A 12,325-nucleotide genomic window follows, 5' to 3' on the forward strand; every position below is an offset into this window, starting at 1 on the left:
TTAATCCTCCTTTTTCTCGATTGGGGCAAATTGAGCTAATAGGCGCTTTGGTCCTTCTGATTTAAATATAATATCTAATTCAACTGAGCCATTTTTCTCATTAACGTTACTTACCATGCCTTCACCCCATGATTTGTGCGTAACTTTATCTCCTATTTTCCAATCAGAAGCAGAGACTTGTTTTTTAGAAGACGTTGTACGTTTACTAAATCCACGCTTAGGTTGTTTGGATGATGTTTTTGGGGTAATCGTTTGACGCTGTTGCTTAGATGGTGTCTCTAATAGCTCTTCCGGGATTTCACGTAAAAATCTTGAAGGCATATTAGATTGTGAGCGTCCATATAACATTCTAGACGTCGCGTGCGTAATATATAGAACTTCTTCAGCTCTTGTTATTGCTACATAACAAATCCGACGTTCTTCTTCCATTTCGTGGTCATCATCACTCTTAATTGCACGAATATGTGGAAATAGCGATTCTTCCATTCCCATAAGGAATACAATTGGAAATTCTAAACCTTTCGCCGAGTGCATTGTCATAAGGGTTACGCCACTCTCAATTTGAGCTTCATCGATGTCTGCTACTAGTGATAAATCCGTTAAAAAGTTAATCAAGGATTGTTCTTCTAATGGTGTATTCTCTTCATAATCTTTAGGTACTGACATAAATTCATCTATATTTTCAAGTCTACTACGTGATTCCAGTGTTTGTTCGCGTTCAAGCATATCTCTATACCCAGATTTATCTAATATTTCAACAACAATTTCACTTACCTCTAAAAATTCCTGTTCTTTAATTAAGTTTTGAATTAGTTCATAAAATTTAATGCACTCTTGAGTTACTTTTTTTGAAAGACCAATAAAATCTACTTCTGCCAATGCGTCAAACATACTTATATTGTTATCATTCGCATAGCGTTGAATTTTCTCAACTGATGAAGGTCCTATACCTCGTTTTGGAACATTGATTATGCGTTGTAAACTAATTTCATCATTACTATTAGCTACTACTCTCAAATAACTTAATAAGTCTTTAATTTCTTTTCTGTCATAGAATTTTTGGCCTCCAACCATCGTATAAGGAAGATTAGATTTCATAAATGTTTCTTCTAAAACACGTGATTGTGCATTGGTTCTATAAAGTATTGCCATATCACTATAATCTTTTCCAGCTTTACGGTGTTTCATTATTTCTCTAACCACATACTCAGCTTCATCACGCTCAGTCATTGCTTCATAATATTTAATTTTTTCGCCACCTGTATTTGCAGTCCACAGGCCTTTAGGCTTTCTTTCTGAGTTATGTTTAATGACTTCATTTGCAGCAGTCAGGATGGTCTTTGTAGAACGATAATTTTGTTCTAAAAATATCGTTTTAGCATCAGGGTAATCTTCTTCAAAAGATAGGATATTTTGAATGTCTGCACCCCTCCAACCATAAATTGACTGATCTGAGTCACCAACTACACAAAGATTTTTAAATTTACTAGCTAACAACTTTACTAATGTATATTGTGCTTTATTTGTATCTTGATATTCGTCTACGTGAATATATTGGAATTTGTTTTGATAATATTCAAGTGCATCTGGAATGCGTTCAAACAACTGAATTGTTTTCATAATTAAATCGTCAAAATCAAGTGCTTCATTTCGAGTCAATTGACGTTGGTATCCACTATAAACAGTAGCTACCATTTGCGAATGGAAGTCATTAGCCTCATTAATTGCATCTTCTGGTGTTTTAAGTTCATTTTTTAAGTTACTAATCGCCCCAATAAACATTCTTGGTTCAAAGCGTTTACTGTCAATATTTTCATTTTTTAGAACGTCTTTTATGACGGATTTTTGGTCAGTAGGATCAATAATAGTAAAATTACGTTCAATGCCTATTCTATCTGCATCACGTCTTAATATTCTTACGCACATAGAGTGGAATGTAGACATCCAAATCACTTGTGCTTCTTCCCCTACTAATTGTTCAACACGTTCTTTCATTTCTTTAGCTGCTTTATTTGTAAAAGTAATTGCTAATATATTGTAAGGAGAAACGTCTTTTTCATCTAATAAATAGGCGATACGATGTGTTAATACTCTCGTTTTACCTGAACCAGCGCCGGCCATAATTAGTAATGGACCTTCTGTAGTTCTTACCGCTTCACTTTGCTCTTTATTCATATTATTAACTAATGAATTCATTTATTAGACTCCTTTTTTATTTTTACTGTTTTAATAGCCTTTTTAATATCGTCATAAATAATATTACCTACTATAATAGTGTCAGCATATTGTGCCATCTCTCTGGCTTGTTCTATAGATGTAATGCCACCGCCATAAAACAATTGTGTATTCGTTAATAATCTGGATGCGGCTTCCACTTTTTCAATATCGCCATACTGACCACTATATTCTATGTACATCAACGGTAGTTTGTACATCTCATTAACCATTTGCGCATATGCCTCTACATCTTCAATATCTATATTAGTATTTGATTGCGTTAATTGTGCTACTTTACTATCAGGATTTAAAACCAAATACCCTTCTAATACGACTTCATCAAAATTAACCATGAATCCGAATTGCTTCAGAGCTTTATGCATCATTCCATTATGATATGTAGTATCCTTACTATTTAGAACTGTTGGTACAAAATAAAAATCGAAACCAGGAATAATACTCTCAATATTAGATATTTCAAGGACTAATGGTAATGGATATCTTCTTACTCTACTCATCAAATGAATGACATTATCTTCGGTAACATTATCTGTGCCACCAATCATGATAGCATCAGTATCTGACATACATAGTGAATCTAAATCATTATCACTTATTTCTTTGGCGGGATCTAATTTAAACACATGTTGCCACGCTTTAATGTCATACATATTCCTTTAACTCCTTTTTTTAACATACACTAAATTATATCATTTTTGTTGTACCAATTCTAAACAGAATCATTAGAATCTATACTGTCTTTTAAAGAACGAAAGACCTAATATCTTATAAGTTTATTTGTTAAAAATTAAGTAAATTAAAAGTTGTTTACTTACTATTAGCCTGTATAAATTCAATATAAAACAGAATGCTCCCATCAAAATATCCAAATTATTGTCAATTTTGAAGGGAGCATTTCAATTTATAAATATATGTTAAACGTATTATTATTTTTTTGTTTCTATATTTAATCGTTCTAATATCATTGTATATGCGTCATTACCCCATTGTAATGATCGTTTTACTCTAGATATTGTTGCTGTAGAAGCACCAGATTCTTTTTCGATTGTTGCGTAAGTATACCCTTGTTTAATCATCTTAGCAACTTGTAATCTTTGAGATAATGATTGTAATTCATTGACAGTGCATAAATCATCAAAGAATTGATAACATTCTTCTCTATTTTCAAGTGTAAGAATTGCATCAAAAAGTTCATCTAACGCTTGTCCTCGTAATTTCTCTATTTGCATCTCAAACAACCCCTATAATCCGTTTTCAATATAATCTCATTTTAACGCATTAAATAGTTAAAGTGTAGTATTTTTATTGAAAACCGTTAACTTATTACTCTAAACCTGCACGTTTAAAGATTGTATCAACTTGATTTAAATGATGTTCAGGGTTGAAACATTCATCTAATTCTTCTTTAGAAAGCACATTAGTGATAGACTCATCCTTTTCTATTAATTGACGGAATGGTGTTTTAGTTTCCCAAGATTCCATTGCTTTAGGCTGCACTCTATCATATGCTTCTTCACGAACCATGCCTTTATTAATTAACGCTAGTAATACACGTTGTGAGAAGATTAGTCCAAATGTTTTATCGATATTATTTCTCATGTTGTCTTCAAAAACAGTTAGTCTATCAACAATATTAGTGAATCTATTTAAAGCATAATCTAAAGCAATTGTAACATCTGGTAACATGATACGTTCAGCTGAAGAGTGAGAAATATCACGTTCGTGCCATAAAGGCACATTTTCATAAGCCGTTGTAATGTAACCTCGAATCACTCTTGAAATACCTGTTATATTTTCTGAACCAATAGGATTTCTTTTATGAGGCATAGCTGATGACCCTTTTTGACCTTTTGCAAACGCTTCTTCAACTTCACGTGTTTCTGTTTTTTGTAAATTACGTATCTCTACCGCAAATTTTTCAAGAGATGTAGCTACCAGGGCTAGTGTAGCGATATAGTATGCATGACGGTCACGTTGTAATGTTTGAGTAGAAACGGGTGCTGTATCAATACCTAAATGGTCACATACATATTGTTCTATTTCAGGAGGAATGTTAGCAAATGTACCAACTGCACCACTCATTTTACCAACTTCTATTTCTTTACGTACCTCTTTGAAACGCTTTAGATTACGTTTCATTTCTGTATACCATAATGCCATTTTAACACCAAATGTAGTCGGTTCAGCATGTACACCATGTGTACGCCCCATCATCAATGTGTATTTATAATTTTTAGCTTTCTCTTCTAAAACTTTTATGAAACGTTCAATATCTTTCTCAATAATTTCGTTGGCCTGTTTTATAACATAACTTAGCGCCGTATCAACAACATCTGTAGAAGTTAAGCCATAGTGAACCCATTTACGTTCGTCACCTAACGTTTCCGATACTTGTCTAGTAAATGCCACAACATCGTGTCTTGTTTCTTGTTCTATTTCTTGCGCACGTTTCACATCTACTTTAGCATTCTTTCTAATTTTTTTTACATCTTCTTTAGGAATGTGGCCTAATTCACTCCAAGCTTCACAGGCCAAGATTTCAACCTCTAACCAAGCTTCATATCTATTTTGATCAGTCCAAATATTTGCCATTTCTTCTCTTGAATAACGATCAATCATTTCTAAACTCCTATTCTATGTATAAATTTATAATTCAAAACTGTACATTAAACGTAAATTATCAGGAAAGGTTCGTTTTTAAAACTTCATTTTTATTTTAACAGATAATTAATCAAATGTATAAATCTTTTTTTACAAACTTAGTATAATGGATTTTATCTAAATAATACACTTATCTAACAATAATCCGATAATAAAAAGAGTAAAAAGAAGTTGTACTTTAGCTTCTTTTCACTCTTAATAAAATTAATTTAAGTTGTAATTCACATTATTAAATCAAAGCTTTTTACCAACAAATTGAATATCCTGTCTTAATACTACTACATTACCTTTTTCATCTTCAGTGTATATAGGTTTTTCAATTCGTTTAACTGGTATATAGCCTTCTTCACGCATACGTGATAAACATTCTGAGATTGTTTCATTTTCATTTACTTTGAACTTCATCATCATGCTCCACAACACTTTCTATTTCTTCTACTTCGTATGCTTTTACTTTTCGAGTTCGAACGCCTTTAGTCCAGAAACCGCCGTGAATTGCTCTTGGCTCATATGCTATAATAAACGCTTTCTCATCTAAATTTCGTACTGTCTCCATTAATTTACGTTCATAACGTCTTGGCGTTAAAATCTGCATTACCATTCGACTACCATCGCGACCATATGCTGCATAGTGTGTAACACCATAACCTAAATTTCTTAACTCATTTGGTAAATCAATTTCATACTCTGATGAGGTTACATTTACGACTGTATACCCTAATGCGAGTCTTTCTTCAATTTTCATACCTACTAAAATCCCAATCGAAAAACCAAACGCATAAGCAAAGATATTTTGAATTTGGTCTAAACTAGACATTACCATGCCAAGACCAACTACATATACTAACACTTCAAGGAAACTTACTGCAGCCGCCATATAACGATAACCTTTTAACGTTAATATTGTACGCATTGTTAAAAATGTAACATAAAAAACGTTGATGACGAATATCGCTAATACCATTGACCATGGATTTGAAGTTATCACTGACATACTAATCCCCTTTTCTTACATGGATATCTAAAATCGAGATAATTTTATCAGTGAATTTTTATTTTGTCACTAGAAAATCTTTTTTAATTTTTAGGCCAAGTGTAACGCGTATAGGCTAATTCACGTTTATGTGCATTTTTGACATAGTGATTTTCAATCGTATCACGGGCTTCACTAGATATGTGTTTTCCTTCTAAATAGTCATCAATTTGATCATAAGTAACACCCAAAGCTTCTTCATCAGGTAATTGTGGTTTATCATCCTCTAAATCTGCTGTGGGAACTTTTTCGTATAAATGCTTTGGTGCATTTAAATATTTAAGTAGCTGTCTTCCTTGTCTTTTATTTAGACCAAAGATAGGTGCAATATCAGCAGCACCATCACCGTACTTAGTATAAAATCCTGTAATATTCTCTGCAGAATGATCCGTACCAATAACAATACCACTACGATTTGATGCGATTGAAAATTGAACCTTCATACGTTCACGTGCTTTTTCGTTACCACGTTGAAAATTCGTTAATTCAATACCAGCCTCGTTTAAAGATTTAACACTTTGATCAACAGCAGGTTTAATATTGACAGTAATGATTTCATCAGGATGAATAAAGTTTAATGCGTCTTCAACTTCTTCTGCATCTTTCTGCACACCATATGGTAATTTCACAGCGATAAATTGACAATCTCGCCCTTCATTACGTAATTCCCCAACTGCTAGCTGCGCTAATTTACCAGTCAAAGTAGAATCTTGACCACCAGAAATACCTAACACTAAAGATTTAATAAATGAATGTGATTGCACATAGCTTTTAATAAATTGAATAATTTCACGTGACTCTTGTTCACTATCAATATGTTTCTTCACTTTCATTTCATTGACTACAATATCTTGTATATTAGTCATTGTCTTCCTCCATCTCTTTTACGTGTTCTGCAACTTCGAAAATACGCTTATGTTTGTTATCCCAACAAGCTGTACTTAAATCCACAGGGTATTCTTGAGGATTTAAATAACGTTTATTTTCATCCCATAATTTAGATAATGCATTTTTAGAGTATTCTTGTGCCTCTTTTTCACTCGGCAATTGGTATACAAGTTTCCCATTTTCAAAGATTGAATGATGCAAATCAATCGCTTCAAAGTGTTTGATATGTTTCATTTTATACGTGTGAACTGGATGGAACATTTTTAAAGGTTTTTCATTATTTGGATTCTCATGTTCTAGAGTAATATAGTCACCTTCTGCTTTACCTGTTTTAGTATTGATGATGCGATACACTTTCTTCTTACCAGGTGTTGTCACTTTTTCTGCATTGTTGGACAGTTTAATTCTATCAACATATCGACCGTTATCATCTTCAACTGCTACTAGTTTATATACTGCACCAAGTGCTGGTTGATCATAACCAGTAATTAATTTTGTACCTACACCCCATGAGTCAACTTTAGCTCCTTGAGATTTCAAACTCATTATCGTTTGTTCATCTAAGTCATTAGATGCAATGATTTTAGCATCTTTGAATCCCGCTTCATCTAGCATTCTGCGTGCTTCTTTAGATAAATAAGCAATATCTCCAGAATCTAAACGGATACCAATGAAATTGATTTTATCCCCTAGTTCTTTCGCTACTTTAATCGCTGTAGGAACACCTGATTTAAGCGTGTGGAACGTATCAACTAAGAACACACAATTTTTATGGCGTTCTGCATAAATTTTAAAAGCTTTATATTCATCACCATATGTTTGAACTAAAGCGTGTGCATGCGTACCAGAAACAGGTATACCAAATAATTTACCAGAACGCACATTACTAGTAGAATCAAAACCACCGATATAAGCAGCTCTAGCACCCCAGAGCGCAGCATCTAACTCTTGAGCACGGCGAGTTCCAAATTCCATTAATGTATCATCAGGTGCTACTTGACGAATTCTACTTGCTTTAGTCGAAATTAATGTATGGAAGTTGATTATATTAAGTAATACGGTTTCTATAAGTTGCGCTTGAATTAATGGTGCCTCCACTCTAAGTAAGGGTTCATTTCCAAAACACAATTCACCTTCTTGCATTGAGCGAATATTACCAGTGAACTTTAAATTTTTTAAGTAGTTTAAAAAATCATTTTTATAACCTATTGACTGTAAATATTCAATATCAGAATCACTAAAATGAAAATGTTCAATAAATTGAATTACTCTTTTTAAACCATTAAAAACTGCATATCCACTCTCAAATGGCATACTTCTAAAATACAAATCAAATACTGCATTTCGTTCATGAATACCATCATTCCAATAGCTCTCTGCCATGTTAATTTGGTATAAGTCATTATGTAACATTAAACTGTCATCTTCGTAACGATACACCACAATCTCTCCTAACGATGTTTTAGTACATTTTATCATAATTCAGTAGAAGTGCGTATTCACATACCATTGATACAATTAAAATTTAAATAAGTACCAATAAGACAAATTCGTGACAATCTATGTAATTGAATGAGTTAATTCAATGTCTAGATTATAATATGAACCGAGGTGGTTATATGTTATTGGAAGAAGCAAGAAGTTTTATCGAAACGATGTATCGTGAACTTAATTACAATCCATCTATTTTTGATAAAAGAATAAAAGAGATAGGAAAAGAAATTGAACATACTGGTACATATACGCATACTTCGGAAGAATTGACGTATGGTGCTAAACTTGCTTGGCGTAATTCTAATCGCTGTATTGGACGCTTATTTTGGGATTCTTTATATGTAGAAGATGCTAGGAATGTTGATAATGAGCGTGATTTTATAGATACAATCAATCATCATCTTAAACATGCGACGAATAATGGTAAGATCAAGCCTTATATAACGATTTTTTCACCTAATCAAGCACCTCGTATCTATAATAATCAACTTATTAGATATGCTGGTTATGAACATGCCGGTGATCCATCTGAACGTGAAATCACACAATTAGCGGAGCATTTAGGTTGGAAAGGCAAAGGTACTGATTTCGATGTACTACCACTCATTTATCAATTACCTAATGATTCTATAAAATGGTATGAATTACCCCATGAATTAATAAAAGAAGTTGAAATAGAACATGAACATTATCCAAAATTAAAAGATTTAAATTTAAAATGGTATGGTGTTCCAATCATTTCTAATATGGATTTGAAAATTGGTGGCATTACTTATCCAACTGCCCCGTTTAATGGATGGTATATGGTAACCGAAATAGCAGTACGCAATTTCACTGACTCTTACCGCTATAATTTATTAGAAAGTATTGCAGAAGCGTTTGAATTTGGTACACTAAAAAATAATTCTTTTAATAAAGATCGAACACTCGTTGAACTTAATTATGCGGTATACCATTCATTTAAATCTCAAGGTGTTTCTATTGTTGATCACCTAACTGCATCAAAACAATTTCAATTATTTGAAGAAAAGGAATTAGCAAATAACCGTGATGTCACGGGTAAATGGTCGTGGTTAGCCCCACCACTTTCACCGACCCTAACCTCAAATTATCATCATGGCTATAATAATGAAATCAAGGATCCTAATTTTCATTATAAAATGAAACAGTCAATGAAATGTCCATTTCACTAGTGTTCGATAATACGAGGTGACGAACAAAGATGCGTTTATATTATTTAGGCCCTAAGGGAACATTTTCTTATTTAGCTGCAAAAACTTATTTATCTGAGGAAGAAGTTACATATTCACCTAAATCAAATCTCTATGAAGTAATTAAAGCCGTTAATAGTCATAGTGATGCTGTTGGTATCGTACCTATTGAGAACTCAATTGAAGGTACTATTAATATTGTAGCTGATGCACTTGCACAAGAAGATATATACGCTCATGGCGAAATCCATTTAGATATTAATTTTGGTTTATACGCTAATAAAGGTACTTCACTGGATGATATTGAAAAGGTTTATTCCATTGCACCTGCAATAAGTCAAACGAGTCAATATATCCATCGACATCATTTCTTATATGATTATGTTGATAGTACTATTCAAAGTTTAGAGAAAATTGACACACATATCGCTGCTATTGCACCATTAGGAAGCGGAGAGTCATATGGTTTCGAACCGATAGACACACATATACAAGACTATCCACATAATGTCACTCGTTTTTTGGTAGTAAAAAGTAACGAGCACTACAATGAATCTGCTTCTAGTACGCTATTACTGATAACACCTAAACATGATAAAGCTGGATTATTAGCTAGTATACTTAACACATTTGCATTATTTGACATTAACTTGTCATGGATTGAGTCTAGACCTCTTAAGACGCAGTTAGGTATGTACAGATTTTTTGTTCAAACCGATATTGGGAAAAATGAAAAACTCAATAAGGTTATCACAATATTACAGACTTTAGAGTTTGAAGTTAAAATTATAGGTGCATTTAATCGCCATTAGATAAGTATCGTAAGGCATTATGACGAAATTATAAAAAATTGTTGTCTTGCCCTTATTTAACACTGATGTATCGAAATTAAATAGCCAGTAAATGCGTCTTCAAAACGTATTTACTGGCTATTTATTGTTGGGTTGTGTTCGAAAACATTATCTCTACTCAGTCTACATTAATTTTTTTAATAGTAACGTCTTCACCCTGGTTTAGGGTTAAATCTTCTATATCTTCTAAATGTATGGTTTGTGATGCTTTATCAAAAGTATTACCGGCGATAAACACTTGCTGATGTTTTATATTATTATAGCTTCTAATGTGAATGGCATCTTTTTTCATTTCTCCAATAAAGTGATTACCAATCACACTGAAATTCTCACCAGCTTGAGATTCCATAACTTTGCCAGTAACAGGGTCAGCAGCATTTTTTCCATCTTTTACCCCTAAAAATCGAATACCACCTTTACAATTTTTGAATTTATTGCGTGAAATAATCATATTTTTAGCTTTTAGAGGTGTTAATGCATAGTCTTGAGTTCCCTCAAAACAATTATCTTTTATATGCACATTTTCGTAGAACTTGTTATACCTGCTTGCATGTGAGCCAATTGCTCTATTCCATGGACGCATTTGATGGTCATCTGAATTCCCAAAATAACAATTCTCAATGACTACATTTTTAGTGATGGTTCCGTCTGTCGTCCCAAATTTAGGAAACGCACCAGGTACTTGAATATCTAATTGAATTGCTTCAGAAAATGAACGATCCCCATCAAAATCATTAAAACCTTTAAAATTACAATTCTTGATATACAAACCATTAATACCACAAGCGTCTAGAGCGTGTCCGCCAACTACGTTTAATACTGTTACACCTATTAATTGAATATCTTCTGCATGTCCAATTGACATCGCAGTATTATTGTATGGATATTTAGAGCCATTCATATCAAACGTACCACCTTTGATATAAATATGACTATTACCTTGATACCCTTTATAAAAACCGAAACGATGGCCATTTTTTAAAAGTGCATCTTTACCACATCTTATTAATGTCGTATCATCTTCTAGTAATAAAGTTGTTGAGTCATAAATGATGAGTGCTTTCGAAATATAATATGTACCGCTAGGTATAAGTACAGTGTGTTCACCATATCTTGCTTTATTCAGTGCTCGTTGTATTGCTTTAGTGTCTTTGCGTTTATTACATCCTTTTAATCCATAATCTTGAGCATTTATTAACATAACGTATCCCCTATCTAAACTTTCAAACCTATTATATTGTTATATACCATTTTAGAATGAGATTAGCTATAATATATATAATGATTAATGAGGTAATAATTTAATCGTTTCTATATAATTATACAATTTTTAAATACCTCAAACATTTAATAGAGAGGAAGATTGATCATGACTAGAAAAGCACTAATAGTAGTAGATTATTCTTATGACTTCATTGCAGATGATGGTCGATTAACATGTGGTAAACCTGGGCAAGATATTGAATCTTTTATACTGAAGCGTTTAGAGACATATCAGTCTGAAGGCCATGACATTTTCTTTATGATGGATTTACATTATGAGAACGATATGTTCCATCCTGAGACACAATTATTCCCCCCTCATAATATTGAGGGCACAGCAGGACGTGAATTATATGGTAAGATTAAAGCCTTTTATAATAACTTTAGTGGAAACAGTAATATTCATTACTTAAATAAGCGCCGTTATGATTCATTCTATGGTACACCTCTAGATAGTCTATTGAAAGAGAGAAATATAAAGGATATTGAAATAGTAGGTGTTTGTACTGATATTTGTATTCTACACACTGCTGTTTCAGCCTATAACTTAGGGTATAACATTACAATTCCTAAAGATGGTGTTGCTTCATTCAATGAGAGTGGTCATAAATGGGCATTAGGACATTTTGTAAACTCATTAGGCGCAGAGGTAGATGTAGCTAAATAAAACATGATAAAATAAGATG

Annotated in this window: 12 protein-coding genes; 3 read left to right on the top strand and 9 right to left on the bottom strand. The window is 32.8% G+C overall.

The window, feature by feature from the left end; all coding sequences use genetic code 11:
• The 8 genes from pcrA to HMPREF2715_RS03855 form a co-directional block, all read right to left on the bottom strand.
• Positions 1–2,196: a DNA helicase PcrA gene (gene pcrA, locus HMPREF2715_RS03820; protein WP_053025094.1), complete on the bottom strand. Its 2,196-nt coding sequence runs from the start codon at positions 2,194–2,196 to the stop codon at positions 1–3.
• Entirely contained in the window at positions 2,193–2,888 is a 696-nt protein-coding gene (locus tag HMPREF2715_RS03825; RefSeq protein WP_037551162.1) for a heptaprenylglyceryl phosphate synthase, read from the bottom strand. The genes pcrA and HMPREF2715_RS03825 overlap by 4 nt, the downstream gene beginning before the upstream one ends.
• Positions 2,889–3,164: 276 nt before the next feature.
• Positions 3,165–3,467, bottom strand: a complete 303-nt coding sequence (locus HMPREF2715_RS03830) for a YerC/YecD family TrpR-related protein (protein ID WP_011275350.1) — start codon at positions 3,465–3,467, stop codon at positions 3,165–3,167.
• A gap of 94 nt (positions 3,468–3,561) precedes the next feature.
• The gene (purB, locus tag HMPREF2715_RS03835; protein WP_070441538.1) at positions 3,562–4,857 is read right to left on the bottom strand and encodes an adenylosuccinate lyase; all 1,296 of its coding nucleotides are present in this window, start codon (positions 4,855–4,857) and stop codon (positions 3,562–3,564) included.
• A gap of 276 nt (positions 4,858–5,133) precedes the next feature.
• Complete coding sequence (locus HMPREF2715_RS03840; RefSeq protein WP_070441535.1) at positions 5,134–5,304, bottom strand: NETI motif-containing protein; 171 nt, start codon at positions 5,302–5,304, stop codon at positions 5,134–5,136.
• Complete coding sequence (locus HMPREF2715_RS03845; protein ID WP_053025097.1) at positions 5,285–5,893, bottom strand: DUF2179 domain-containing protein; 609 nt, start codon at positions 5,891–5,893, stop codon at positions 5,285–5,287. Before HMPREF2715_RS03845 ends, HMPREF2715_RS03840 begins: the two co-directional genes overlap by 20 nt.
• Positions 5,894–5,976: 83 nt before the next feature.
• A complete protein-coding gene (gene nadE / locus HMPREF2715_RS03850) occupies positions 5,977–6,798 on the bottom strand; it encodes an ammonia-dependent NAD(+) synthetase (RefSeq protein WP_070839457.1) in 822 nt (273 codons plus the stop codon).
• Positions 6,791–8,260, bottom strand: coding sequence for a nicotinate phosphoribosyltransferase (locus tag HMPREF2715_RS03855; RefSeq protein WP_070441532.1), 1,470 nt, complete (start codon positions 8,258–8,260; stop codon positions 6,791–6,793). The genes nadE and HMPREF2715_RS03855 overlap by 8 nt, the downstream gene beginning before the upstream one ends.
• Positions 8,261–8,439: 179 nt before the next feature.
• On the opposite strand from HMPREF2715_RS03855, the gene HMPREF2715_RS03860 reads away from it, so the two are divergent.
• Together HMPREF2715_RS03860 and HMPREF2715_RS03865 are read left to right on the top strand one after the other, a co-directional pair.
• Positions 8,440–9,507, top strand: coding sequence for a nitric oxide synthase oxygenase (locus tag HMPREF2715_RS03860; RefSeq protein ID WP_053025100.1), 1,068 nt, complete (start codon positions 8,440–8,442; stop codon positions 9,505–9,507).
• A 29-nt stretch (positions 9,508–9,536) separates the two neighbouring features.
• A complete protein-coding gene (locus HMPREF2715_RS03865; RefSeq protein WP_070441526.1) occupies positions 9,537–10,337 on the top strand; it encodes a prephenate dehydratase in 801 nt (266 codons plus the stop codon).
• Between the two features lie 157 nt (positions 10,338–10,494).
• Here HMPREF2715_RS03865 and HMPREF2715_RS03870 read toward each other — a convergent pair whose 3' ends face one another.
• Complete coding sequence (locus HMPREF2715_RS03870) at positions 10,495–11,577, bottom strand: glycosyl hydrolase family 28-related protein (protein ID WP_053025102.1); 1,083 nt, start codon at positions 11,575–11,577, stop codon at positions 10,495–10,497.
• 168 nt (positions 11,578–11,745) lie between these two features.
• Here HMPREF2715_RS03870 and HMPREF2715_RS03875 point away from each other — a divergent pair, with 168 nt between their 5' ends.
• A complete protein-coding gene (locus HMPREF2715_RS03875; protein ID WP_053025103.1) occupies positions 11,746–12,306 on the top strand; it encodes a cysteine hydrolase family protein in 561 nt (186 codons plus the stop codon).
• The last annotated feature ends 19 nt before the right edge of the window (positions 12,307–12,325 follow it).

The organism is Staphylococcus sp. HMSC062A01 (assembly GCF_001836805.1).
Lineage (GTDB): Bacteria > Bacillota > Bacilli > Staphylococcales > Staphylococcaceae > Staphylococcus > Staphylococcus haemolyticus.